This is a genomic window from Streptomyces carminius, assembly GCF_002794255.1.
Lineage (GTDB): Bacteria > Actinomycetota > Actinomycetes > Streptomycetales > Streptomycetaceae > Streptomyces > Streptomyces carminius.
The window spans coordinates 47131-72592 of record NZ_PGGW01000008.1 but is presented as its reverse complement, the minus strand read 5'-3'; the positions used below and the strand labels follow the sequence as shown (position 1 = coordinate 72592).

The 25462-nt window shown below is 72.1% G+C and carries 23 protein-coding genes; 11 read left to right on the top strand and 12 right to left on the bottom strand.

All coding sequences use genetic code 11. From position 1 onward, the window contains the following. Window positions 1-26: 26 nt before the first annotated feature. Window positions 27-1391: an exopolysaccharide biosynthesis polyprenyl glycosylphosphotransferase gene (locus CUT44_RS01170; RefSeq protein WP_199185542.1), complete on the bottom strand. Its 1365-nt coding sequence runs from the start codon at window positions 1389-1391 to the stop codon at window positions 27-29. A gap of 576 nt (window positions 1392-1967) precedes the next feature. Next, on the bottom strand, window positions 1968-2594 hold the full coding sequence (locus CUT44_RS01165) for a YigZ family protein (protein WP_100200197.1): 627 nt from the start codon (window positions 2592-2594) through the stop codon (window positions 1968-1970). A 60-nt stretch (window positions 2595-2654) separates the two neighbouring features. Here CUT44_RS01165 and CUT44_RS01160 point away from each other — a divergent pair, with 60 nt between their 5' ends. Then, complete coding sequence (locus CUT44_RS01160; RefSeq protein WP_100200196.1) at window positions 2655-3062, top strand: CoA-binding protein; 408 nt, start codon at window positions 2655-2657, stop codon at window positions 3060-3062. Window positions 3063-3114: 52 nt separating this feature from the next. Here the strand turns inward: CUT44_RS01160 and CUT44_RS34790 are convergent, their stop codons facing one another. Beyond that, a complete protein-coding gene (locus CUT44_RS34790) occupies window positions 3115-3393 on the bottom strand; it encodes a hypothetical protein (RefSeq protein ID WP_408646694.1) in 279 nt (92 codons plus the stop codon). A 450-nt stretch (window positions 3394-3843) separates the two neighbouring features. Here CUT44_RS34790 and CUT44_RS32945 point away from each other — a divergent pair, with 450 nt between their 5' ends. The 5 genes from CUT44_RS32945 (at window position 3844) to CUT44_RS01135 (ending at window position 8803) form a co-directional block, all read left to right on the top strand. Beyond that, entirely contained in the window at window positions 3844-3987 is a 144-nt protein-coding gene (locus tag CUT44_RS32945; protein ID WP_158239550.1) for a hypothetical protein, read from the top strand. 109 nt (window positions 3988-4096) lie between these two features. Next, window positions 4097-4987 carry a fructosamine kinase family protein gene (locus CUT44_RS01150; protein WP_100200195.1) on the top strand — a complete coding sequence of 297 codons (891 nt, stop codon included), beginning with the start codon at window positions 4097-4099 and terminating at the stop codon, window positions 4985-4987. 159 nt (window positions 4988-5146) lie between these two features. After that, window positions 5147-5845, top strand: a complete 699-nt coding sequence (locus tag CUT44_RS33715) for a hypothetical protein (RefSeq protein WP_233221072.1) — start codon at window positions 5147-5149, stop codon at window positions 5843-5845. An 83-nt stretch (window positions 5846-5928) separates the two neighbouring features. Further along, window positions 5929-7464: a glycoside hydrolase family 43 protein gene (locus CUT44_RS01140; protein ID WP_100200194.1), complete on the top strand. Its 1536-nt coding sequence runs from the start codon at window positions 5929-5931 to the stop codon at window positions 7462-7464. 322 nt (window positions 7465-7786) lie between these two features. Further along, a complete protein-coding gene (locus CUT44_RS01135) occupies window positions 7787-8803 on the top strand; it encodes a LacI family DNA-binding transcriptional regulator (RefSeq protein WP_233221071.1) in 1017 nt (338 codons plus the stop codon). Between the two features lie 44 nt (window positions 8804-8847). On the opposite strand, the gene CUT44_RS01130 is transcribed toward CUT44_RS01135, so the two are convergent. The 5 genes from CUT44_RS01130 to CUT44_RS01110 form a co-directional block, all read right to left on the bottom strand. Continuing rightward, the gene (locus CUT44_RS01130; protein ID WP_100200192.1) at window positions 8848-10656 is read right to left on the bottom strand and encodes a CocE/NonD family hydrolase; all 1809 of its coding nucleotides are present in this window, start codon (window positions 10654-10656) and stop codon (window positions 8848-8850) included. After that, window positions 10653-12152, bottom strand: a complete 1500-nt coding sequence (gene arfA, locus CUT44_RS01125) for an arabinosylfuranosidase ArfA (protein WP_100200191.1) — start codon at window positions 12150-12152, stop codon at window positions 10653-10655. Before arfA ends, CUT44_RS01130 begins: the two co-directional genes overlap by 4 nt. A 133-nt stretch (window positions 12153-12285) precedes the next feature. Then, on the bottom strand, window positions 12286-13188 hold the full coding sequence (locus CUT44_RS01120; RefSeq protein ID WP_100200190.1) for a carbohydrate ABC transporter permease: 903 nt from the start codon (window positions 13186-13188) through the stop codon (window positions 12286-12288). Continuing rightward, window positions 13188-14078 (bottom strand): carbohydrate ABC transporter permease, encoded by an 891-nt coding sequence (locus tag CUT44_RS01115; RefSeq protein ID WP_233221070.1) that lies wholly within the window; start codon window positions 14076-14078, stop codon window positions 13188-13190. Before CUT44_RS01115 ends, CUT44_RS01120 begins: the two co-directional genes overlap by 1 nt. Before the next feature lie 142 nt (window positions 14079-14220). After that, entirely contained in the window at window positions 14221-15513 is a 1293-nt protein-coding gene (locus CUT44_RS01110) for an ABC transporter substrate-binding protein (protein ID WP_100200188.1), read from the bottom strand. A gap of 576 nt (window positions 15514-16089) precedes the next feature. Between CUT44_RS01110 and CUT44_RS01105 the strand changes: the two genes are divergently transcribed. Both CUT44_RS01105 and CUT44_RS01100 read left to right on the top strand, forming a co-directional pair. Beyond that, window positions 16090-17637 carry a GH39 family glycosyl hydrolase gene (locus tag CUT44_RS01105; protein WP_100200187.1) on the top strand — a complete coding sequence of 516 codons (1548 nt, stop codon included), beginning with the start codon at window positions 16090-16092 and terminating at the stop codon, window positions 17635-17637. 513 nt (window positions 17638-18150) lie between these two features. Next, entirely contained in the window at window positions 18151-18519 is a 369-nt protein-coding gene (locus tag CUT44_RS01100; protein WP_100200186.1) for a VOC family protein, read from the top strand. Window positions 18520-18792: 273 nt separating this feature from the next. Here CUT44_RS01100 and CUT44_RS01095 read toward each other — a convergent pair whose 3' ends face one another. Further along, entirely contained in the window at window positions 18793-19737 is a 945-nt protein-coding gene (locus CUT44_RS01095; RefSeq protein WP_100200185.1) for an aldo/keto reductase, read from the bottom strand. 90 nt (window positions 19738-19827) lie between these two features. Between CUT44_RS01095 and CUT44_RS01090 the strand changes: the two genes are divergently transcribed. Together CUT44_RS01090 and CUT44_RS01085 are read left to right on the top strand one after the other, a co-directional pair. Beyond that, complete coding sequence (locus tag CUT44_RS01090; protein WP_408646693.1) at window positions 19828-20439, top strand: TetR/AcrR family transcriptional regulator; 612 nt, start codon at window positions 19828-19830, stop codon at window positions 20437-20439. Between the two features lie 352 nt (window positions 20440-20791). Then, the gene (locus tag CUT44_RS01085) at window positions 20792-21325 is read left to right on the top strand and encodes a DUF488 domain-containing protein (protein ID WP_100200183.1); all 534 of its coding nucleotides are present in this window, start codon (window positions 20792-20794) and stop codon (window positions 21323-21325) included. A gap of 40 nt (window positions 21326-21365) precedes the next feature. Here CUT44_RS01085 and CUT44_RS01080 read toward each other — a convergent pair whose 3' ends face one another. The 3 genes from CUT44_RS01080 to CUT44_RS01070 form a co-directional block, all read right to left on the bottom strand. Continuing rightward, window positions 21366-22070 carry a restriction endonuclease gene (locus CUT44_RS01080; protein WP_100200182.1) on the bottom strand — a complete coding sequence of 235 codons (705 nt, stop codon included), beginning with the start codon at window positions 22068-22070 and terminating at the stop codon, window positions 21366-21368. 173 nt (window positions 22071-22243) lie between these two features. After that, window positions 22244-23287 (bottom strand): flavin-containing monooxygenase, encoded by a 1044-nt coding sequence (locus tag CUT44_RS01075; RefSeq protein WP_100200181.1) that lies wholly within the window; start codon window positions 23285-23287, stop codon window positions 22244-22246. Window positions 23288-23421: 134 nt separating this feature from the next. Next, window positions 23422-23787, bottom strand: a complete 366-nt coding sequence (locus tag CUT44_RS01070; protein ID WP_100200180.1) for an ArsR/SmtB family transcription factor — start codon at window positions 23785-23787, stop codon at window positions 23422-23424. A 175-nt stretch (window positions 23788-23962) separates the two neighbouring features. Between CUT44_RS01070 and CUT44_RS01065 the strand changes: the two genes are divergently transcribed. After that, on the top strand, window positions 23963-25375 hold the full coding sequence (locus tag CUT44_RS01065; protein WP_408646698.1) for an FAD-dependent oxidoreductase: 1413 nt from the start codon (window positions 23963-23965) through the stop codon (window positions 25373-25375). Window positions 25376-25462 lie beyond the last annotated feature (87 nt).

The window sequence follows — 25462 nt, the reverse complement described above, 5'->3', positions numbered from 1 at the left end:
TCCGGTCCGGGCCGGTGCCCGCGGGGTCAGTAGGCGCCACGGCCACTCACCACGGCCCGGAACGTACGGGCCAGGACGTCGATGTCCCGGGCGTAGGACCAGTTGTCCACATAGCTCAGGTCGAGCGCGACGGTCTCGTCCCACGACAGGTCCGACCGTCCGCTGACCTGCCATAACCCGGTGATGCCGGGCTTGACGGCGAGCCGGCGCAGCGCGGTGTCGTCGTACTGCTCCACCTCGTCCGGGAGCGGCGGGCGCGGTCCCACCAGCGACATGTGGCCGGCCAGCACGTTGTACAGCTGCGGCAGCTCGTCCAGGGAGTAGCGGCGCAGGAACCGGCCCAGCGGCGTGACCCGGGGGTCCCTCTCCAGCTTGAACATCGCGCCGTCGTGCTCGTTCGGCACCTCCTTCTCCCGGCGCATCCGGTCGGCGTCGTTCACCATCGTGCGGAACTTCCACATCCGGAACGGCACCCGGCCCCGGCCGACACGGACGTGCCGGTAGAGCACCGGCCCCGGGGAGGACAGCCGCACCGCCGCCGCCACCACCAGCAGGAGGGGTGCCAGCAGCACGGACAGCAGCAGCGCTCCCGCCACGTCGGTGGCCCGCTTCAGCAGTGCCGGCAGCCCGTGACGCGCCGCCGGGGCGACGTGCAGCACGGTCAGCCCCGCGGCCCCGGCCAGCCGCACCCGGTGCCGCGAGACGTCGAACAGGCCCGGGAGGACCGCCAGCTCCAGGCCGTTGCCGTGGAGCGTCCAGGACAGCCGCCGCAGCCAGTCCCCGGAGATCCGCCCGCCCGGGGCGACGAAGACCAGCTCGGCGTCGAGTTCCGTCGCGCACCGCAGGACGGTGTCGGCGTCCTCCCCGCCTCCCGGGCCACCGGGGAGCCGGACGGACGCGGGCAGCCCGGCGCCGGCGGCCCCACCCCCCGTCACACAACTGCCCACCACCAGGTACTGGTTGTCGGTGCGGGCGGCCAGCCGCGCCAGGATGCCGTCGACGGCCGCCGCCTCGCCCACCACCAGCACCCGCCGCAGCCCCCGGGCGTTGCGCCGCCGGGCCAGGGTGCGCCGGAACACCAGTCTGCGGTGGACGGCGGTCAGCACCAGGCACGGCAGAAGCGCGAGCAGCCAGCTCGCGACCGGGACCTCGATCCGCGCCGCGACACACACCGCGGCGAGTACGCCCAGCATCACCAGCCAGTCCCGGACGACCGGCAGTACCGCGCCGCTCTCGCCCAGCGAACCGGCGGCGTAGCGTTTCCGCAGCGCCGCGGTCAGCGGCCAGGCCGCGCCGATCAGCGCCCCCGTCCACAGCGGATGCGGCAGATTCGCCATCGCGCACAGCACACCGGCCGGCACGGCGGCACCCAGCAGGTCCACCGCCAGCATCAACGGCAGGCGCCGGTCCGCCCTCGGTCTCCTCTTTCTCCGCCGCTCGCGTACCCGGACGCGGAACGGCTCTGCTAAGTCCGCGGGTGACTCGATGACCCGCGATCCGGCAGCTTCGGACAATCCCCTGCCCCCCTACTGTTCGGTGGTGCGCCCCTTCCTCCCCACTCGGCCGACGACACTGTCGGCTTTGCAGTCGCCTCCGTACCGAGAGTGAAGACTAGAACACAATTGCCGATTTTGGCTGCCGTTCACCCAAGCTGCGACCACTTGCGACGCGCGGTTCACACAGGACACGTGAAGCGCCAGTGAACATTTGGTCAGGTTTTCGCCCGCAACCGTTGAAGACCCGATGGCGGCGCTCCCGCCCCACAGGCGCTCATCACGGCACGCCGGCGCCGGCCGCCCGCCGCCGGCTCCGGCCGTCACACCGCCGACCTGCGGGGTTCGACAGGGCTTCACGCCGCCGAAACTGTCTCAAAAACACACACGCCGCCCCACGAGCCGCCGGAAGCCACGGGACACCGACGGCAGGAGAGCCCCGCGGCCGCCCGTGGCGGCCGGCGGGTGCGGTGCCTAGGCGGCTCCGTACACCTCGCCGCCCGGCTGGAGCCGGGCGGTTCCCGCGGTGGCGTCCGCGAGCCAGGCGCGGAAGGCGTCGAGCCCGGCCTCGGGCAGCGCGAGCTCGATGGTGACCTCGGCGCCGTAGCGCACCTCCCGCACCTCCCGGCCGCCGGTGCGCAGCTCGTTCTCGACACGCCCCGCCCGCTGGTGGTCCACCGTGACGGTGACCAGCCTCATCCGCCGCCGGGTGACGGTGCCCAGCGTGTCCAGAGCCGCGCCGACCGCGCCGCCGTAGGCGCGGATCAGTCCGCCCGCGCCCAGTTTCACCCCTCCGAAGTAGCGGGTGACGACCGCGGCGGCATAGCGCACCTCGCGGCGCAGCAGCATCTGGAGCATGGGGGCGCCCGCCGTGCCGCCGGGCTCACCGTCGTCGCTCGCCCGCTGCACCCCCGCGTCGGCGCCGATGACATAGGCCCAGCAGTTGTGGGTGGCGTCCGCGTGCCCGGCCCGCACCCGGGCGACGAACGCCTGCGCCTCCTCCTCGGTGGCGGCCGGGGCGAGCGTGCAGATGAAGCGCGACCGGTTGACCTCGGTCTCGTGCACGCCTTCACCGGCGACCGTCACATACTGCTCCCGCATCCGGCCACCCTAGGCCGTGCGCCCGGGAATGGCCCGGGCGGGCCGCCGGTTGAGCCGGACATGTACGGAGACGCAGAGACAGTCCGCAGGATCCTGACCGCCACCGGCGACACCTGGGCGGTGGTCGGCCTGTCCTCCAACCGGAACCGGGCGGCCTACGGCGTGGCCCAGGTCCTCCAGCGCTTCGGCAAGCGGATCGTGCCCGTCCACCCGAAGGCGGAGACGGTCCACGGCGAGCGGGGCTACGCCTCCCTGTCGGAGATCCCCTTCCCGGTGGACGTGGTGGACGTGTTCGTCAACTCCGAGGCGGCGGGCGGTGTCGCGGACGAGGCGGTGAAGATCGGTGCCTCGGCGGTCTGGTTCCAGCTCGGCGTGGTCGACGAGGCGGCCTGGGAGCGCGTCCGCGCGGCCGGTCTGGAGATGGTGATGGACCGCTGCCCGGCGATCGAGATCGAGTCACTGCGTTAGCGGACCGCCGGGCAGCGGGGCACCGCCGATGCGGCGCCCCTGGCCTGGCCGGTCACGGCGGTGCAAGAGTGATGTCCGGCCTCTTGTCGCTGACCGGAACCCCGCAGGGGTGGTGGATCTTTCCTGCCTCAGTCTGATTGGAGCGGTGTGCCGAGTGCCGGTCCACCACAAGGCGGATCTTGTGATGGAAGTGTCCGACGAGCCGGTCCGGGAAACGGCACACGACCTTCGCGTCGAGGGATTCGGTGAACACCATGAAGTGCCCCTTGGCGCCCCAGGTGCGGCCGGTGACCCGGTCCGAGCGGATCCCGACCTGGTCGGCGAACAGCACCTCGCGGCCCTCTGCCTTGCCTGGGCCCGGATCTCCGGCCAGGTCTGCTCGTGCCAGAAGCGGACCGCTTCCGGAGCCTGCTCGGCCGTGCGCTTGTCCGGACGCCGGAACGACAGGGCCCAGCGGCGCAGGTGCGCACCCACCCCGGCTCGGTCGTCCTCACCCGATACAGCTTCGCGACGAGCGCGCCAATCCGGCCCCGAGCCCACAAACACCCCGAAGTCCCAGGTCACACAGCCGGTGGTCGAGCACTGCCTGCCTCACCGCCTGCTGTTCTGCCTCCGACAGCACCTGGTGTTCGCCGACCCGCTTTTCCTCCGGCCAGTGCGGCCACCGCCCGCGCCCGCAGCGCTTCCTGCGCCGATGGCGACAAGCGGCGCGCATTCCCCGACATCTCACTCTCATGGCGATAAGCGAATCAGAGACCCAACGGTCTCGGGTCAATATGCCGTGCGGGCCGAAAGGCCGGCGACCGACGGCGGGATCACGCTGCTGATTTCCCGCCGTTTCTCCACGGCGGGAGTGGCCGACCTCGTCGTCGTGGTCGAGGACGGCCGGATCGCGGAAGCCGGGGACCGCGCCGTACCGCTGTGACGCGACGGTCCCCACGCGGAGCTGTACACGCTCCCGGCCCGCGGCCACCGATGAATGTGACCGGAACGGTCCCCTGGCGTGTCCGGGAAAAATATGATGCGATTTCCGGGTGTCTGACGAAGAGATACTCACCAAGCGTCTCCAGGAAGCGGGATACGCGGCCAGAGAGGTGAAGAAAGCCACCGGCGGAGTGGTCGCAATCGCCGGTCTGGCAACCCTCGAGGACGATTCCCAGATATTCGCGAAGACACTTCTCGGGCCGGACCGGGACATCTTCCCCGTCGAAGCCGCCGGCCTGACGGAGCTCCGCGAGACCGGCGGGGTGATCACGCCGGAGGTGCTGTGCGCCTCACCCCGGCTGCTCGTGCTGGAGAGGATGCGGCCACGCCGCGACGACGAGCCTTTCTGGGAGCGGCTCGCCCACACGGTCGCCACCCTGCACACCTCCACGACCGCCGAGCGGTTCGGCTGGCATCGTCCGGGCTGGCTGGGCCGACTGCGCCAGGACAACACGTGGGACAGCGACGGCCACGCGTTCCTCGCGGAGCGGCGCATCCTGCGCTGGCTGTCGGAACCTCTGGTCGCGGCGGCCTTCGACACCGCGGAACGGCAGGCCCTGGAACGGCTCTGCGCCGCCCTGCCCGAACTCGTGCCGGACCGGCCCCCGTGCCTGACCCACGGCGATCTGTGGCAGGAGAACATCGTCGCCACCGCCGACGGCGCGCCCGTACTCATCGATCCCGCCGTGTCCTACAACTGGCCGGAGATCGACCTCAGCATGCTGTGGTGCTCCCCGCGCCCGCCCGCCTCGGACCGCTTCTTCGCCGTGTACGAGGAGATCACCGGGATCAACGGCGGCTGGCGGGACCGGATGGACCTCTTCCATCTCCGGGAACTCCTGAGCGTCATCGCCCATGACGACGACGACTGGGGGGCCGCGGAGGCCGTACGGAAGATCATCGCCCCGTTCCGGCGGGACGGCGGCCCGGCGACGGTGTGACCGGCGTACCGCCGCCGACTCCCTGCCGGGGGAGCCCGGCGGCACCGGGCCACCGCCCTGCCCCAGGGCCGCTCCGGCGGTACGTCGTTTCTCCCGGCGGGCGGCGTCGTACGCGCGGAAACGGCGGCACAGCGCGGACCCCGTACCCTCCCAGCCGGGGTGGTCCGCGTAGTCGCGGGAACAGCGCACGAAGCGGAAACCGGGGCCGCCCGCATCGATCCTGCCGCACCGGGACGGCTGCGGCCACGAGAGCGCCTGCTGGGGCGGCACAACTCCGACGGCGACGACCGTCTGTGGGGTGTCGACCGCCGCCGCAAGGGCACCGGCAACAGCCTGACGGCTCTGAAGTCGGTCCGCGCCGCCCGACCCGACGGCGCCCCGATCCGCATCATCCCGGACAACATCCCCGCCCACATCGGCCACGACCTGCCGGCCTACGCAGGGCAGCCGGCGGCACAGCCCGCCGACGCCTGCCTTCCCATCGACCTGAACATCCGTCCCACCGCCTCGTCGGCCGGCGTACTCCAGGCCGTCACCGCCTGCGGCGGACTGCTCAGCAGCGCCCTGGCCACAGCCGGCCCGACCCTGCGGGCCTGGCACTGGGGCCCGTGCGACCCCGAAGGGTTCGCCGCGATGGGCGTCGCCGAAATCCTGCTGCACACCCACGACATCACGCAGGGACTGTCCGTGGACTGGCTGCCACCGGCACCGCTGAGCGCGGCAGTACTCAACCGGCTCCTCCCCGCCGCCCCGCCCGGAGATGCCACTCGGGTACTCCTCTGGTGCACCGGCCGCGGAGAACTCGACGGGCTCCCCCGCCAGACCTCATGGAGGTGGGAAGCAGCACGGCCGGACTGATCGAGCTGCCCCCGGCGAACGTTCCCGGTCACAGCACTAGACTCGCTCCACGGCGCCCGGCGGCTCGGAGGGAGCACGTTTCCGTGCATACGTACGACAACCCTGTGATCAGCGGGTTCCATCCCGATCCGAGCGTGTGCCGGGTCGGCGACGACTACTACCTGGTGTGCTCCAGTTTCGAGTACTTCCCCGGGCTGCCGCTCTTCCACAGCAAGGACCTCGTGCACTGGGAGCAGATCGGCAACGTGCTCGACCGGCCCGGGCAACTGCCGCTGCCCCTCCCCGGCGCCAAGGCGTCCGGCGGCCTCTACGCCCCCACGATCCGCCACCACGACGGCCGTTTCTGGGTCGTCAACACCAATATCGACGGCGGCGGCAACTTCGTCGTCTCGGCCGAGCGGCCCGAGGGTCCGTGGAGCGACCCGGTGTGGATCGACCTGTCCGGGATCGACCCCGACCTGGCGTGGGAGGAGGACGGCACCTGCTGGTGTGCCTTCTCCGGGCCTGAGGGCGGCATCAACATGGCCAGGATCGACCCGGTCGGGGGCGAGGTGCTGGAGGGGCCTTTCGCCACCTGGTCGGGCAGTGGCCTGAAGTACCCCGAGGCGCCGCACCTCTACCGCATCGGCGACTGGTGGTACCTGCTGATCGCGGAAGGCGGCACGGAACGCGGCCACAGCGTGTCCGTCGCCCGCGGCCGTTCGCCGCGCGGTCCCTGGGAGGGCGCACCCGCCAACCCCCTGCTGTCCCACAGCGGTACCGCCCGCTCCATCCAGAACACCGGCCACGCCGATCTGGTGGAGGCTCCCGACGGCAGCTGGTGGATGGTGCTGCTCGGCGTCCGCCCCCGCGGCTTCACTCCCGACGTGCACGTGCTCGGCCGCGAGACGTTCCTGACCCCCGTGGAGTGGGACGAGGACGGCTGGCCCGTCGTCGCGCCCGTTCCCGAGCGCCATGCGGCCCCCGGCGGTGCCTGGCATCCCGTTCCGGCCCCGCCCGCCCGCGACGACTTCGACGGGGCCGCTCTCGCGCCGCACTGGGTCTCGCCGTTCGCCCGCCCGGAGGGCTCCTGGTCGCTCACCGAGCGCCCCGGCCTGCTGGTCCTGAACGCCACCGGCTCCACCCTCGACCGCCCCGGGTACACCTTCGTCGGCCGCCGCCAGCAGCACCACGACTGCCGCGTCACCGCCGCGATCGACCCGGGTACCGGACGCGGCGGCCTGTGCGTGCGCCTGGACGAGGCCCACCACTACGAACTGGAGGTCGGAAACGGGGAGGTCCGCGTCGTCGCCCGGATCGGCCCGCTGCGCCAGACCATGGCGGCCCGGCCGGTCCCGGCCGGGCCGCTGACCCTCACCGTGACGATCCGGACGTCCGGCCTCGTGCCCGCGTCACCCGAACTCACCGACGGCGGGACCACGGGCCCCGACACCGTCGCCTTCTGGCTCGGCGATCCCGGCGCCCCGGACGCCCGGCCGCTCGCCGAACTGGACGGGCGCTACCTTTCCACCGAGGTCGCCTGCGGCTTCACCGGCCGTGTGATCGGCATGTACGCCACCGAGGGCACGGTCGCCTTCGACTGGTTCGAGTACACCCCGGCCCCGGCCCCCTCCGCGTGACGCCCGGCGCGCGGCCGTGTGCGGCACCTGCGTCCGTGCGGATGCCGCACCCGGCATGCCAGGAGACCACGCGCTGAGGACCAGGAGCAGCGGTGTTGATCCGGCAGGCGCCGGCGGCGAGCACCTCCGCAGCACCACTCGCACCGCTGCCCTGCTCACGACCGTCCTCGCCTGCCCGGGCCGCCCGCACCGCCCCGGAGCCCTCGTCCGCGGCCGGCTCGGCCGGCCGCGGTGCCGACCCGGCGTCCTGGGCGGCCTCCTCGCCGGTTAATCTGTCCCCATGCCCCCCCGTCCCGCCGGATCGCGCCCCACCCTGTCCTTGGTGGCCAAGACTGCCGGTACGAGCGTGCCCACCGTGTCCAAGGTGCTGCGAGGCGGGACCGACGTCTCGGCCGAGACGCGCGCGAAGGTCATGGAAGCCGTGCGAGCCGTCGGCTACACCCGCCGGGCCGGGTCCAAGAGCGACAGCGTGCGGGACGAGAGCGGCTTGTCCGGCGTGCTCGATCTCGTGGTCACCCATTTCGAGGGGTCATGGGCGAACCTGTTGATAGCCGGGGTCGGGCGGGAGGCGGCGGCAGCGGGGCTCGATGTCGTGCTGACGCTCGCCGAACCGCACAGCGACTGGGTGTCGCGGGTCCTGAGAAGGCGCACCGCCGGCACGATCGGGACGCTGATCGATCCCACCTCGCGGCAGTTCAACGCGCTGTCCGCCGCGGGCGTCCCCGTGGTGCTGATCGACCCGATGAGCACACCGCCGTCAGGGGTGGCGAGCATCGGCGTGGCGAACTGGGATGGCGGCCGCATGGCCGCTGAGCACCTGCTGTCCCTCGGCCATGCGCGGATGGGGGTTGTCGCCGGCCATGCCCGCCATCTCTTCAGCCGGGCGCGTGTCGACGGTTTCCGTGCGGCGGCCGACACGGCGACCGCCGGCGGTGCCGCGGTGTCCGTGGTCTACGGCGGGTGGAACCGCACCAAGGCGACGACCGCCACCCACGCCCTGCTCGACGGCGACCCGCGGATCACGGGGATCTTCGCCTGCTCGGATCCGATGGCGCTCGGCATCTACGACGCGCTGGGCGCTCGGGGTCTGCGGATTCCCGAGGACGTCAGCGTCATCGGCTTCGACGACCTGCCCGAGGCGCAGTACGTCACCCCCGGGCTGACGACCGTCAGACAGCCCAGCACCGAGCTGGGTGCCGCGGCGGTCAAGCTGCTGATCGAGCTCTCCCGGGGAGAGGACGGCAGTGCCCGGTCCCCCGTCCGCATGGAGCTGGCCACCGAGCTGGTCGTCCGTGCCTCCACCGGGTCCGCCCCGGCGACCGCGGCACTACGCCGATGACGCGGGCAGGCGTGTGCCGACCGCTCTCTTCGCGGCGCCCGCTCTCATCGCGGCGCCGTCCCCACCATCTGCAGGACGAGGCGGCTCGGATGGGCGGCGCCGTGGCGGATCGTGCACTCCGCCACGGCGGGCTCCGTGACCGCCCCGGCCGGGTCGAAGGCGTTGCATCCGACATCCCAGCGGGGTGACGAGCTCGGTGCGATGTCGACGCGTACCCGGTGGCCCGGCAGGAACGTGTGTGCCGTCGACCAGAGGTCCACGGTGAACTCCTGCACCTGATGCGGCTCGACGGGTCGCCTGTCGCCGCGGCCCGTGACCGGGTCGACGGACCGCGCCGACCCTCGCTGCACCCCGTCGGCGATGACGAGGCTGCTGCCGTCCGGGTGTTCGTCGCACAGCCGCACGACCACGTCCGCGTCCGTTCCCGTGGTCGCGAGGTGGACGACGGCACGGACCGCGCCCAGCACCGTGAGTTCCTCGGCGAGCGGCACGGTGCGCCACGAGACCACGTCCTGCCGCGACTCGATCGCCGTCTGGTCGGCGGGTCCCGCCTCGAACGGCGCGACGAGGAGCACCGCGCCGCCGCACGTCGGCACCGGGGATGCCGGATCGCTGGTCAGCCGCCGTTCACCGCTCCCGGCCGGCTCGGCCGTCAGTGACTCCCCGGCGCTCAGGTACAGCTCGAGCGTCCGCGTGTCGCGCGGAGGGAACTCCTCCAGTCCGATCCACCGGTTCGAGCCCATCAGGAACACGCGCACCGGCGGCGTGTCCGCCGCGCCCGCGCGAAGGACGGCGTCGAACCACCGCACGTGCTGCGCGGTGAGGTCCCCACTGCCGCCGAGGTCGTCGGCGGACGCTCCCGGCCCGAAGTCCACCCCGGCTGTCCGGCCCGACAGGTTGTCATGCGTCCAGGGGCCGACAAGGAGGTGGGGCACCGGCCCACCGGTGTCCTTCGCACGGCGCAGCAGACGCCGGTAGATCTCCAGGGTCGACCCGAGGAAGACGTCGAACCACCCGCCGGTCAGGAGGACCGGGATGTCGATCTCGTCGATTCGGTCGACGATCTTCCCGGCGCGGTGCCGCGCCGACCCGAGCGGCTCCCGCAGCCGGTCCAGACCCCACACGACGATCGACTCGGCGTCCCGATCGGCATCCGGGCGGGCCCGCAGAGTGCCGGCCCGGAACGCCTCCCGGGTCGTGATCGCGCGCTCGGTCGCCTCCCACCGCCTCTGCTCGGCCTCCCGTTCACGGGCGGAGTCGATGCGCGTGATCAGGTCCGGGGCGATCGCGTAGTGCGACCACGCGAGGGTGCTTCCGATCTCCGGCACCCCGCCGCGAAACCGGAAACCGTCGAGCGCCGACATCGCCGGCGTCAGGGCGGGAGCGATCGCCCGCAGCGCCGGGGCGCCCCCCAGAAAAGCGCTGAACTGGGTCTCCGAGGCGTAGGACGCGCCCCACATTCCGACGGCGCCGGTGCATTCGGGAAGTGCCGCGAGCCAGGCCACGGCGTCGGCGCCGTCGGCCACCTCCTGCGCACACGGGTCGAAGACGCCTTCGGAGCCGAAGCGCCCCCGCACGTCCTGGAGCGCGACGAGGTATCCGGCGGCGGCCAGGCGCCCGACGTCGAGCATCCCGTCGTGTTCGTCACCGGTCACGTCATAGGGGTGACGGGTCAGCAGGGCCGGCCACGGCCCGGTCCCGTGCGGAACCAGCAGGACGGTCCGGAGCCGTGTTCCGTCGCGCAGCGCACAGGCCACCTCGCGGCGCTCGGCGACGGAGGCCGGCGGTTTCCGGACCGGGCCGCCGTGCCGGGAGCGGGCCGGCTCCCGGCCGGGTTCCGTGTCGTCGCTCACCGGAGGGCGATCGCCGTCCACGACGTCGGCGGCAGCTCGATGGTGAGCAGGCCGTCGGCGAGTGTCGCGCTCGGGTTCGCGGCGGGGGTCACCCGGTCCTGCTTGTCGAGCGTGTTCTTCGCGTACACGTCGGAGTCGGCGAGCGTGACCGCCTCGTCGATGCGTGACGAGCCGAGGCCGCGCACGTCGATCGTGACCTGCGCGGTCTCCGCCAGGTCACGGTTGACGAGGAAGACCGCGGCCCGGTCCTCGTCGGCGGTCGCGACGGCGTCGATGACGGATGCCTCGCCGTGGCGCGCCGTCTCGTACACCGGCGCCTCGATCACGGGCCGGATCACCTCGCCGGACGCGAGCCGGCTCGTGATCGAGAACGGGTAGAAGGTCGTCTGCCGCCAGGCCGGGCCGCCGGGCTCGGTCATGATCGGAGCGATCACGTTGACGAGCTGCGCGAGCGATGCCGAGGTGACGCGGTCGCTGCGCTTGAGGAGCGTCATCAGCAGATTGCCGACGACGACGGCGTCCGCCACCGTGTACGTGTCCTCGAGCTGCCGGGGGGCGTGGCGCCACTCGTCGTAGGCCTCCTCGGACTCCTGGTGTTCCTTGAGGTACCAGACGTTCCACTCGTCGAAGGAGACGTCGATCTTCTTGTGGGAGCGTTTCTTGTGCCCCACGTGGTCGGCGGTCGCGACGACGGTGTCGATGAAGTAGTCCATGTCGGTCGCCGAGGCGAGGAAGGATCCGAGGTCGCCGTCGTGCTCCTGGTAGTACGCGTGGCACGAGACGTAGTCGACATGGTCGTAAGCGTGCTCGAGCACCGTGCGCTCCCAGTCGCCGAAGGTCGGCATGTCGGACCCGGAGGAGCCGCAGACGACGAGTTCGAGGTCCTTGTCGGCCCGCTTCATCGCGGCGGCGGTACGGGCGGCGAGCTTTCCGTAGTCGTCCGCCGTCATGAACCCGGTCTGCCAGGGGCCGTCCATCTCGTTGCCGAGGCACCACATGCGCACGTTGTGCGGGTCCGGCGTGCCGTTGGCGATGCGCAGGTCCGACAGGGCCGTGCCGGACGGGTGGTTGGCGTACTCGAGCAGGTCCAGGGCGGGCAGGATGCCTCGGGTGGCGACGTTGACCGCCAGCATCAGCTCGGAGCCGGTGAGCTTGAGCCACCTGGCGAACTCGTCGAGGCCGACCTGGTTCGACTCGATCGAGCGCCAGGCGAGGTCGCGGCGCACCGGGCGCTTCTCGCGCGGGCCGACGGAGTCCTCCCAGCGGAACCCTGAGACGAAGTTGCCGCCCGGATAGCGGATGGTGGTGCTGCCGAGCTCCCTGACGAGTTCGACGACGTCCATGCGGAACCCCTCGTCGTTCGCGCTCGGGTGTCCCGGCTCGTAGAGCCCGGTGTACACGCAGCGGCCGAGGTGCTCGACGAACGAGCCGAAGGTGCGGCGCCGGACAGGGGCGATGACGGCCTGCCTGTCGAGCTCGATGTGGGCGCGGGGCAATTCGGCGGTCCTTTCCAGGGGATGGCACGGGGCGTGCCGCGGGCTGGGCGATGCCGTCGGTCAGCGGCCCGCCCCCGCCGGAGGCGTGGCAGGGGCAGGCGTGGGACGGTCCGGTTGGGATCCTGTGCCGGCCTCAGCCCTTCACGGCGCCGGTGAGGCCGCCGACGATGCGCTTCTCGAAGACCGAGAAGAAGATCAGTGCGGGCAGCATGGCGAGTGAGGTGAACGCGAGGACCTTCGCGGTGTCCGTGGAGTACTGCGAGGAGAACACCTGGACGCCGAGCGGCAGGGTGTAGTTCGCCTGCGTGTTGAGGACGTACAGGGGGAGGATGTAGTTGTTCCAGCTGCCGATGAACCCGAGGATGCCGACGGTGACCACACCGGGCACTGACAGCGGGACCACCATGCGGAAGAAGAACCCGAGCCGGCTCATGCCGTCGATCGCGGCGGCCTCCTCGAGCTCGTTCGGAATGGCCCGCAGGAACGGCACCAGGATGATGACGGTCACCGGCAGTCCGAAGGCGATCTGCGGGATGATCACACCGAGCAGGTTGTCGACGAGGCCGAGGTCCTTGATGACGAGGTACAGCGGAGTGATCGCGACGACCAGCGGGAACATCAGGCCCGCGGCGAACAGGGAGTACATCGCGCCCTTGAGTTTGAAGTCGTAGCGTGCGATCACGAAGCTCACCATCAGGCCGAGCACGACGGTGCCGGCGGTGCTCGCGATCGCGACGATGAGGGAGTTGGCGAACTCGCCCCAGAACACCGTCGACTTCAGGATGTCGATGTAGTTGCCGACCACCCAGGGGCTCGGCAGGGCGGCCGGGTCCGTGGTGATCTGCGCGTTGGTGCGGAATCCGCCGATCACGATGTAGAGCACCGGTGCGACGCAGATGCCGACGAAGAGCAGCGCGACGAAGTAGGTGACGGGACTCCCCCACTTCTGGGGCTTGTCGCGGTTGCCGCGGCGGCCGGTGGGCGCCTTCTGTTCCACCTCGGGGGACATACCGGGGGTGGCGGTCGTCGCGCTCATCACACGGTCCCTTCAGTGACGGCGCCCTTGAGGTCGCGGCGCAGGACGAAGCGCTGGTAGATCAGCGCGACGATGAGCGAGATCACGAACATCACGACCGCGACGGCGCTGCCGTAGCCGTAGTTGCCCGCGTTGCGGCCCTGGGCGAGCATGTAGATCGCCATGGTCGAGGTGCCCGCGGTGCCCGAGACGTACTGGCCCCAGATGATGTAGACGAGGTCGAACAACTGCAGCGAGCCGATGATCGACAGGAACGCCCAGATGCGGATCGTCGGCCCCAGCAGCGGCAGCGTGATGCGGCGCTGGATCTGCCAGTAGGAGGCACCGTCGATCTGCGCGGCCTCGAAGATCTCGTCGGGGATCGACTGCAGGCCGGCGAGCATCAGGATCACCGCGAAGCCGATGTACTTCCACGAGATGATGGCCATCAGCGACCAGATGGCCAGGTCCGGGTCGGCGATCCAGTCGGCTTCCAGGGAGCCCAGACCGATCTGGTGCAGCAGGTCGTTGACGGCTCCGTTGCTCTGGAGCATCAGGCCCCAGCCGGTGCCGACGATGACCTCGGAGATGATGTAGGGCACGAAGATCAGGACACGGATGGCCGAGCGGCCGCGGATCCGCTGGTTGAGCAGGAGCGCCAGGACGATCGCCAGCGGACCCTGGATGAGCAGGGAGAGCACCAGGATCAGGCCGTTGTGCCCCAGGGCGTCGTGGAACAGGGGGTCGGTGAGGATCAGCTTGTAGTTGTTCAGGCCGACCCAGTCCGTGGGCTCCCCGTAGCCCTTCCACTGGTAGAAGCCGTAGTACGCGGCGAGCGCGACCGGGAAGATCACGAACGCCAGGAACGTGATGATCGCCGGTGCGGACAGGACCGCGATCTCCAGTCGCACCCTGGCACGGCCCCGGCGGTGCGCAGCCGCTCGCGGCGGAGCCGGGGACGCGGACGTGGACGCGTCCCCGGCTCGAGGCGTGCCCTGCGACTGGCGGCCGTCGGCCGTGTCAGTACCCAGGGTGTTGCTCATGTCTGCTTACTCAGCCCTTCTCGGCGGCAGCTTCGACGTCCTTGACGATGTCGGCGGCAGAACCCTTGCCGGCCAGCAGGTTCACGACGGCGATGTTCATGGCGTTGCCGACGTTCTGGCCGTACACGGTGTCGAGGAACTGCATCGAGTAGGCGGCCTTGTTGAAGGCCTCCAGGGCCGAGATGTTGTAGGGCTCGGTGACGACCCCCTGGGCCTCCTTGTTCACCGGGATCGTGTCGAAGGCCTCGGCGTAGGCCTCCTGCTGCTCCTTGGTCACGACGAACTGGAGGAAGCCGAGGGCCTCCTTCGGCGCGTTCTTGGACAGCGAGTATCCGCCGGCGCCGCCCATGATGGCGGTCGGGTCGCCCTTGCCGCCGGGCACGGCGGGGAAGGGGAACCAGCCCAGGTCGGGGAGCGGCTTCTTGTCCGGGGTCAGGTCGGCGATCACACCGGGGTTCCAGTTGCCCATGAGTTCCATGGCCGCCTTGTGGTTGGCGAGCATGCCCGCCGAGGACCCGGCGCCCTGCTGCGCCGATGCCGTCAGGAAACCCTTCTGGAAGGGGTCGACCTCCAGGAGCGACTCCAGGTCCTCACCGGCCTTGGTCCAGCACGCGTCGTCGAACGTGAGCGACTTGGCGGCCTCCTGCATGACCTCCTGGCTGCACTGGCGCAGGGCGAAGTTGTAGTACCAGTGCGCGGCCGGCCAGGCGTCCTTGGCGCCGACCGCGATCGGCGCGACCTTGATCGCCTTCAGCTTCGCGACGGCGTCCTTGAGCTCGTCCATCGTCGTCGGCGGCGAGGTGATGCCGGCCTTCTCGAACAGGTCCTTGCTGTAGTAGATGCCCTCGGGCTGCGTGTCGAGCGGCATCGCGTAGACCTTGCCGTCGATCGAGACCCCCTCGAGTGCTGCCTCGCCCACATTCGTCCTGTCGGTGTCGGTCAGGTCCAGCGCCTGGATCTGACCGGCGTCCACCATGGCCTGCATCTTGCCGCCACCACGCTGCAGGAAGATGTCGGGCGCGGAGTTCGAGTTGAGCGCGTTCTGCAGCTTGCCGTCGAGGTCCTCGTTCTGGACCGACTGAATCTTGATCGTGACGTCCGGGTGCAGCGCGTGGTACTCCTTCGCGGCCTCCTTCCAGTACTCCGCACCGCGCCCTTCCATCGCGTTCGTCCAGATGGTCAACGTGGCCTGGCCGTCGGACGAACCGCCGCTGTCGTCGCCGCCGCCGGCGCAGCCGGTGGCGGCGACGGCGATGCACAGGCCGATCGCGGCAGCCGTCGCGCTGCGGGTTTTCCTCATCATCGTGGAAACTCCCTGATCTGTTGTCAGTGATCCAACTGCCGTTAGTTTGCGCAAACTAATGAGCCATCCGCGAAGCGGAAGCTAAGGTGTACAGTCAGAAACGAACAAGGGGCAACCAACAGTTTTCGCAAGTTGCGCAATCGTTACCGATCCAGCCGCCGTCGTACGCGGTCACGAGCGGACGCGGTGACGGCCGGCGGCGGGCTCAGTCACACCCGGCCGGGCCCCGGCTTCCGGGCCCTGTCCGGGCCCTGTCCGGGCCCTATCCGGGGAGGCCGGCTCCCATGTGGACGCCCCTGGCGCTCCTCCGGGGCACAGGCCCCGGGAACGGCTGTCGCCGAGCGGGAAGGAAGTACGAGATGCTCGCCACGGTCCTGACCGGCCGGCACACGCACCGCCGGCACACGCACCGGGAGGCCACCGGGCGCCGGCAGGCGGGCCGCTCCGCCTCTTGACACGGTTTTCACCGGCTCCCTACGGTGCGCAACACATCAGGCGAGGGCACCGCTGATCCACCTCCCGTCCCCGGCGAGCCTCACCTCACACGCACCGCACCGCAGCAAAGGGACCTCCACCATGCGGATCGTCGTTCCCCGGCAGCCGACAGCTCAGCTCTCCGACGCCTGGCGCCACTGCGTCGGCACGGGCCGGTTCGACCTCGCGCTGCGGCGCGACTACCAGGAATCGCTCGGCCTCGTCCAGCGGGAGATCGGTTTCCGGCACATCCGGGGGCACGGCCTGCTCAGCGACGGGACGGGCGTCCACCGCCCCTACGACCACGCCGGTGAGCGGCGCGTGCGCCACGCCTTCACGTACGTCGACCAGGTGGTGGACGCCTACCTGGAGACGGGCATCGCGCCCTTCCTCGAGCTCGGCTTCATGCCCTCCGGGCTCGCCTCCGGCGACGACACCGTGTTCTGGTGGAAGGGCAACATCACTCCTCCCCGCGACGAGAAGGAGTGGGCGGACCTCGTCCGCGCCGTCATCGGGCACCTGGTCGACCGCTACGGCATCGACCAGGTGCGCCGGTGGCCGATCGAGGTGTGGAACGAGCCCAACCTGGAGATCTTCTGGGCGGCGGACCAGGACGCCTACCACCGCCTCTACGAGGTGACCTCGCTGGCCGTCAAGGAGGTCGACGCCGAGCTCCAGGTCGGCGGCCCCTCACTGGCGCCGGGCTACGAGGACGGGTGGATCCGGCGCTTCGCCGAGTTCGTCGAGGCCCGCGACCTGCCGATCGACTTCGTGAGCCGCCACGCCTACTCCTCCGGCCCCGAACAGTCCGTGCCGTTCGGCACGCACCAGACGCTCATGCCGGCGTCGGCGCTGCTGGAGCAGTTCGGCGCCCCGCGTCGGCAACTGGCGGGTACCGGGCTCGCGGACCTGCCGGTCCACATCACCGAGTTCAACTCCTCGTACCGGCCGGACAACCCGATCCACGACACCGCGTTCCACGCGGCGTACCTCGCGCCGGTGCTGGTGAACGGGGGCGACATCGCGGACTCCTTCTCGTACTGGACGTTCAGCGACGTGTTCGAGGAGGTGGGCATCCCCACCGCGCCGTTCCACGGCGGCTTCGGACTGCTGACGCACCGCCAGATCAAGAAGCCCACCTACCACCTGTACACGTTCATGGCCGAGATGGGCGAGCAGGTGCTCGCCCGGGGCGAGGACCACCTGGTGACGCGGCACGGCGACGGGCGCGTCACCGTGCTGGCCTGGGCGCCGGCCGACCCGGCCGGCGGCGAGCCCGTCGACGGCCACACCGTCCGGCTGTCCCTGCCCGTCGGTGCCCCGGACGCGCGGGGCTCCGCCTTCGCGCGCCGCCGCTGGGTGAGCGAGGACGCCGGCAACGCCTGGGCCGCCTGGCGCGAGATGGGGCGGCCGCTCGCGCCCGGCAACCGCCTGCTCGACGCCCTCCGCGAGGCAGCCGAACCCGCCCGCTCGCACCGGAGCGTGCCCGTCGCCGGCGGGCGCGCCGACGTGGACCTCGTCCTGGGACGCAACGAGGTGACGCTGTTGGAGCTCACCCCGGTCGTCGACGAGACACCGGAGTGGTGGAGCGACAGCCGGCTGTTCGGCCTCGGCACCGAGGACTCCGACGCCTCCGTGAACCGGCCGTGAGCCCCCGCCGCCCGCCGGGCTTCTGCAGCGGGCCACCGCCGCTCCGTGACCGTGTACACGGTGATCGTGCCGGAGGCCGGGTCCCTACCGGCACCGCAGCGCCGGCCCGGTCCGGCCGGGCCGGCGCTGCTCACGCACGACGCCTCGGACGTTCCGCCCGCTGCCCTGTGCGTTCCGCCGCTCGGGACGGCGTGGTCCACGGCCGCCGGGCACGGTGCCGCGGCGCCGTGTGACGCGAGCTCTCCGGGCTTCTCCGGAGCACGACCGGCGCCCGTGGGACGTCCCGTGTGTCCGGGGGACCGCTGCCGCCGTCGCGGCGGGCCGCCCGGCACTCGGACGGCCCGCGGCGCGTCCAGTACCGCGCCGGCCGAAGAACCAGGTGGGACCGGCTACATGCGGCTTCCGGCCGCCTTGTGATCACACGCACCAGGACGCCTCGCCACCGGGCAAACCTCGCCCGGCGCGGCACTAGGGTGTGGAGCGCGAAGGTCCACCGATCGGCCCGGAGATACCATGCCCCTGCAGATGAAGCTGACCGCGATAACACTCGACTGCCCTGATCCGCTGGCTCTGGCGGCGTTCTACCAGCAGATCACCGGCCTCGAACTCCACCCGGAGTCGGACACCGGCTTCGCCGGTCTCCGCCGTGCGGACGGACTCTTCATCGGCTTCCAGCGGGTCGGCGGCTACCGGGCTCCGAGCTGGCCCGATCCGGCCGTCCCCCAGCAGTTCCACCTCGACTTCGCGGTCGAGGACCTGGACAAGGCCGAGGCATGGCTGCTGCAGCTGGGCGCCCGCAAGCCGTACCACCAGCCGGGCGGGGACAGATGGCGGGTCTTCATCGATCCCGCGGGGCACCCCTTCTGCCTGGACAGAGGCTGATCCCCGCCCCGCTCCGCCGGTGCTCCGGCGCACGCCCGCACGGTTCCCGGCGCACCGGGTCGGCGTGCCGCTCCGCCCGCCCGGACGACCGCCGGATCCTGCCCGGCACTTCGCCCGGCAGGTTCGGCGGCACACCCCTCTCCCCCGTCGTCGCGTCACCTGGAGCCGACCCGGGAACAGGGAGAGCGGCACGGGAACGGGAATCGGACGCAGGCACCGCGCGGCCGGGTGACACACGGTGGGCGCGGCCCGGACGTGTCGGCCGCGAACGGATCAGCCGAGCGCGATGTCGACGGACCGCGACTCGACGGCGGCCAGCGCGGCCAGCGCGGCCTCGTCGAGTTCGATCGCTCCGACGGCCATGTTCGCCTCCAGGTGGGCGGCGTCCGCCGTCCCTGGGATGAGCAGGACGTTCGGCGTGTGATGGAGCAGCCAGGCCAGACCGACCTGCGCGGGAGTACGGCCAAGGGACAGGGCGACGGCGACGACGGCCGGTTCGCCGGTCACCTTCGGCAGACCGGGGAAGGCGCCGCCGAGCGGGAAGAACGGCACCCAGGCGATCCCCTCCTCGGCGCAGAGCCGGAGCATCTCCTCGTCGCCGCGTGCGACCAGGCTGTAGGCGTTCTGGACGCAGACGATATCGGCGGGGAGAGCCCTGCGCAGTCCGTCGAGGGTGACGCCGCTCAGTCCTATCGCGCCGATCTTGCCCTCGTCCCGCAGCGCGGTCATCACCGCGAGCTGGTCGTCGATGTCGACCACCTGGTCGCCCTCGGCCCGCAGACCCGGCCCGACATCCAGGCGGCGCAGGTTGACCACCGGGATCCGGTCGAGGCCGAGGGAGCCGAGATTGTCCTCGACACTCGCCCGCAGCTGCTCGGGCCGCTGGGCCGGACGCAGCGGAAGGGTACCGCCCGGGTTGGGATCGGCACCGACCTTGCTGACGACCGTGACACCGTCCTCGGGGCGGAAGGCGTCGCGAATGAGCCCGTTGACGAAACCGTCTCCGTAGAACTGGGCGGTGTCGATGTGGTCGGCGCCGAGTTCGACCGCGCGGCGCAGGAGCGCGATCGCGGTGTCGCGGTCGGTGTGCGGACGCTCCAACTGCATCGCGCCGTATCCGATGCGGGAGACCGTGCGGTCCCCGAGCGTCCCGGTCCCTCCTGCGTGCGGGACACCGGAGGGCGTGAGGCGGGGGGAAGGACTGCTGGTCGCGGTCATTTGGGACGCCCTATCCTCATGAGACGACAAAGAAAGCGGAGGACACTCCGCTTGACTGACTGTAACACCTTTACCGGAGGAACCTCCGCTTTGAGTCCCACCGATCCGCCACCCCCGGGAACCGGCCCCGTGAAGAAGCCGCGCACCGCCCGCGCCGACGCGCTGCGCAACCGGGACAGGCTCCTCCGGGCCGCCGGCACCGCGTTCGCGACCTCGGACGGCGCCGTCTCGCTCGAAGGGATCGCCCGCGAGGCCGGCGTCGGCATCGGCACGCTGTACCGCCACTTCCCGACCCGGGAGGCCCTGGTCGAGGCCGTGTACGCCGCCGAGTTCGACGACATCACCGGTAGCGCTCCCGCCCTGCTCCGGGAGCTTCCGCCGGACGCGGCGCTCCGCGCCTGGATGGAGCGCTACGCCGCCTTCGTCGCCACGAAGCGCGGTATGGCCGACACCCTCCGCGCCGCCTGGGCCTCGGGGCGGATCGCCACCTCGGCCACCCGGGAACGCATCACCGCCGCCGTCGCCCTGATCCTCACCGCCGGAGCCGAGGTCGGCTCACTCCGTGCCGACGTCGACCCGCGGGATGTCACCGTCATGCTGCTGGGAGTCTTCCTCGCCGACAGCGTCGACGACTCCCCCGAGCGGACCGGACGGCTGATCGGCCTCCTCATGGACGCGCTGCGGCCCGCGACGGCCCGCTGACGACCGGGGTGGTCGTCAGCGGGCCGGCTCAGGACATCGGCGCCGACCGCCGCCCGGCGGAACGGGCGCCTCGGCCGCGGTCTCCCGGCCATGTCGGCGACACCGGGGGATCGCGGCCGGAAGGGGCGCCGGGATCGCATCTGCGTGTTCCATGCTGTTTGTCGTATCGCTTGGCACACTTTTCCTTCGATGCCCTTCCGGACAGGTCAGATCCCGCGGCGCCTCGCCGGACCGGCGGCAATATGTCCGCGGTGGGCGGACAGACGAGGTCCGAGGCTCCGTTCCGCGGCCGCGAGGCCGGCGCCGGCCTCGCGGAGGGCGACATGACACGGAAGACCGGAAGAGGTGCCCGATGGCCCGGCTCGAACTCCTCACCTTCGGCCACAGCACCGCGGGCCGCGTACCGCTGGCGGAGTTGCTGCGCCGGGCCGGACTCGCCGCCGTGGTGGACGTCAGGACCGCTCCCGGCAGCCGTCGCGACCCGGACCTGGCGCGGCAGCGGCTTGCCCGGTGGCTGCCGGAGGAGGGCATCGCCTACCGCTGGGAGCCGCGGCTGGGCGGCTTCCGCAGGCCCGCGCCGGACTCACCCGACACGGTCTGGCGCAACGCGTCCTTCCGCGGTTACGCCGCGCATACCCGCACCCCTCAGTTCGTCGCCGCCATGGACGAGCTGCTGGCGCGGGCGGCACGAGAACGCACGGCGGTGATGTGCAGCGAGGCCGTGTGGTGGCGGTGCCACCGCCGTCTCATCGCCGACTTCGCCGTCCTCGCCCGCGGGGTGCCGGCCCTCCATCTGATGCACGACGGCCGCCTGACGGAGCACCCCCCGACTCCGGGAGCGCGCCTCCTCCCGGACGGCCTGCTCGTCTACGACGGCGAGGGCTGAGCGGCGGCGCGGGGCAGGCACCGCCCGGGGCGTCCCCTGTTCACGTGCCGTAGGTCTTCTTCCACCGGGTGCGGTGCCGCCGGTCGCCCTGGCCCGAACCGTTGACGCCGAGCAGGGACTGCAGGGATGCGCCGTTGTTCCACAGACCCAGGTGGTCGCGGTGCACGGCGAGGATGCCGTGCTTCACCACGAACGCCTCGGAGGGGCGGCTGAAGCGCGTGGTCGTCACGAAGACGGCTACCTCGGCCCCGAAGTGCACCCGGGCGCCCAGCAGATCGCGCACTTCACGGCTGGCGATGGCGCCGCGCGGCGCGTACCGCTTGCACTGGACGACCATCGTCCGGCCGTCGGGCAGCCGCCCGGTCACATCGGCGCCGTTGTCGTGCGAGCCCCCTACGCGCCGTACCTCTGTGCAGCCGTCCCGGCGGCACAGCGCGGCCACCAGTTCCTCGAACTCGGTGCCGCTCATCGTGTCGATCTCGGCCAGCGTCCGGTGCCCCGCCCGTACCGCCTCGGCCTGCCGCCAGCCGCGGTCCGCTCCGCGGACGGCCCGGTCCGTACGCCACAGCCACCAGCCCGCGACGCCCAGGCCGGCCAGGACGGCGGCCCCCAGGACGTAGGGCCGGGCCGCCGACCATGCCACCAGCAGCAGGAGCAGCGCCGCTCCGCCGCCTGCCGCGACCGCCCTGCGCGGTCTCTCGCGGCTGCGCCGCGCCGTCGGTCGGCGCCCACGCCCAGCAGCCATCCCGCCCCCTCCACACCACCTTCACCACTCTTCGCCGGCACAGCAGTCTGGACGGAGCCGGCCGGGCCGGGAAGGGCGCCGATCGGCCATGGCCGAAAGCGGGCCCGCCCCGCCCGCGGGGCCGCCGCAGAGATCACCGCTTCCCTGTCCTGACGGCCCGGCCGGCCGGGCCGTCAGGACGGTTGCCGGCGCAGCCGGGTCAGCACATGGCGCGCGTCGCGGCCGACCCCGCGCAGGGTCTTGGAGGAGAAGCCGCGCTGGAACTCCAGTCCGACGAAGCCCAGCCCGGGAACGGTGGTGGCGACACCGCCGCGGTGGCGGGGCCGGCCCTCCGTGTCCAGCGCGCCGCTGCCGTCCAGGTAGGGGAAGGCGGGGCGGTAGCCGGTGGCCAGCACGACGGTGTCGACCGCTTCCTTCGTCCCGTCCGCCCACACCACGCCGTCGGGGGCCAGCCGGGTGAACATCTCCCGCCGGTCCACTCCGTGTCCGGCCAGGGCGGCGCGCCAGTGGCCGTCGTCAAGCACCGAGGCAGGCAGCCGGTGGAGCCACCGGCCCAGCGGTGCGATGTCCCCTCCGGTGTGCTTCAGCCACCAGTGCAGGTCCCTGCCGAGCGGACGCTGCGGCAGCCACCTGAGGGGGCGGCGGGTGGCGAGGGTGACCTCGGCGACGGCACCGAGTTCGGCCGCGATCTGGACGGCGGAGTTGCCGCCGCCCACCACCACGATCCGCTGCCCGGCGAAGGGTGCGGGGGCGCGGTAGCCGGCGGCGTGCAGCAGCCGTCCGCCGTACTCCGCCCGCCCGGGCAGCTCCGGTGTGTGCGGGGTGCCGAAGTCGCCGGTCGCCGCCACCAGCGCCCTGGCCGTGAAGCGGCTGCCGTCCGCCGCGCGCACCGCCCAGGCGCCGTCGTGCCGGGTGGCGGAGGTGACGGTGGTGGAGGTGCGGACCTCGACCGGCAGGCGGCGGGCGCAGTCACGCAGATAGGCCACCACCTCGTCCCGGCCCGGGTAGCGGTCGGGCTCGCCGGGGAAGGGCATGCCGGGCAGCGCGCTGTACCGGGCCGGGGAGAAGAGGGTGAGGCTGTCGTAGTAGTGCGGCCAGGCGCCGCCCGCCCGGTCGGCGGCCTCCAGCACCAGGGTGCGGGGGAAGCCGTGGTGCGGGGCCAGGGCGGCGGTGGCCAGGCCGGACTGCCCGGCACCGATCACGATCAGATCATCCATGCGATTCCGGACCCTTCGGTCAATTCTCCATTTCGATGAATATCGAAGTAGTGGGCAGGGAACGGCACCGGCGGGTGAGGGCGGAACCTCCGGCGGATGCGGCGACGCCGGCGCGACGGTGACCGGCCGCCCCGTCAGCGCGGGTCGAGCATGGCGGACATCGCCGCCACCACGGAGGGGGCGACCTTGTAGTAGACCCAGGTGCCGCGCCGTTCGGAGGTGAGCAGTCCGGCCTCCCTGAGCTTCTTCAGGTGGTGGGAGACGGTCGGCTGGGAGACTCCGACGTCGGAGATGTCGCACACGCACGCCTCCCCGCCCGCGTGCGAGGCGACCAGCGAGAACAGCCGCAGTCTGACCGGGTCGCCCAGCGCCTTGAACATCGCCGCGGTCCGCTCCGCCTCCTCGGCGGTCAGCGGGCGTTCGGTCAGCGGCGGGCAGCACGGCGCCGCGGTGTCGGACGTCGTCAGTACCGGCAGTTCCACGGCTCCTGGCTTCGACATACGTCTATGTTGACATCCGTCGAAGCAACTGACAAGCTCCGGACATCGACATATATCGAATCAAGGGGCACCTCGTCACCTTCCGCATCCACGCGTACCGCGAGCGTGCCCGCCGCACCGCGGCCGCCCACGGCCGCCGACCATCCCGCACAAGGAGAACATCCCCATGAACGCCATGAGCGAGCAGCAGCTCCCGGTCGTCGTGATCGGCGCCGGCCCCATCGGCCTGGCCGCCGCCGCGCACCTGACCGAACGCGGCCTGGAGCCGCTGGTGGTGGAGGCCGGGCCGGGCGCGGGCACGGCGGTGCGCCAGTGGTCGCACGTACGGCTGTTCTCCACCTGGGGCGAGGTCGTCGACCCGGCCGCCGAGAAGCTGCTGGCCCCCACCGGCTGGGTACGGCCCGACCCCGGCACCTACCCCTCCGGTGCCGACTGGGCCGAGCACTACCTGGAGCCGCTGGCCGGCGTCCTGGGCGACCGGGTGCGTTACGGCACCACCGTCACCGGCGTCGCCCGCGCCGGGCGGGACCGCGTCGTGGACGCCGACCGCGCCGCCCAGCCCTTCACCGTCCACCTCCGGCACACCGACGGTCACGAGGAGCGCGTCCCGGCGCGTGCGGTCGTCGACGCCTCCGGCACCTGGGCCACCCCAGGTCCGGCCGGCGGCGACGGGCTCCCGGCGCTCGGCGAGCAGGCGGCGGCCGACCGGATCGCCTACCGCGTCCCCGACCTGTCCGACCCGGCCGTCCGCGCCCGCTACGCGGGCCGGCGCACCGCCGTCATCGGTTCCGGCGCCTCCGCCTTCACCGCCCTCGCGACTCTGGCCGACCTCGCCCGGGCCACCGACGGCGCCGGAACGAAGGCGCTGTGGATCCTGCGCCGCGGCATCTCCGGCGCCACTTTCGGCGGTGGAGAGGCCGACCAGCTCCCCGCCCGCGGCGCCCTCGGCCTGGCGGCCAGGGCGGCCGTCGACGCCGGGCACGCGAGCGCGGTCACCGGCTTCCGCACCGCGGCCGTCGAACGCGACGGCGACGGACGCCTGGTGCTGACCGGCGAGGACGGCCGCCGCACCGAGCCGGTGGACGAGGTCATCGTGCTGACCGGGTTCCGCCCCGACCTGTCGTTCCTGTCCGAGGTCCGCCTGAACCTGGACGAACGCCTCCAGGCACCGGCCGCCCTCGCGCCGCTGATCGACCCCAACCAGCACTCCTGCGGCACCGTCTACCCGCACGGCCACCGCGAGCTGTCCCAGCCCGAGACCGGCGTCTACCTGGTGGGGATGAAGTCCTACGGCCGCGCGCCGACGTTCCTGGCCATGACCGGCTACGAGCAGGTCCGCTCCGTGGCCGCCGCCCTCGCCGGCGACACCGCCGCCGCCGACCGCGTGGAGCTCACCCTGCCCGAGACCGGCGTGTGCGGCGGCAGCGGACTGTTCGACGCCCCCGAGGCCGCCGAGGGCGACGGCGGCGGCTGCTGCGCCGCACCGGAGCCGCAGCCCATCCGACTCGGCACCGAGGCTCCGGTCCCCCCGGCCGAGGCGGCCGAGACCGCCGACGCGACCCCGGCCGGCGGCTGCTGCGGCGCGTGACCGCTCCCTTCGCCCGCGGGGACGCGACCGGATCGGGGGACCGGTCGCGTTCCCGCGCCGCCCCGCCCGGGCGGTGGTGGCCCGACG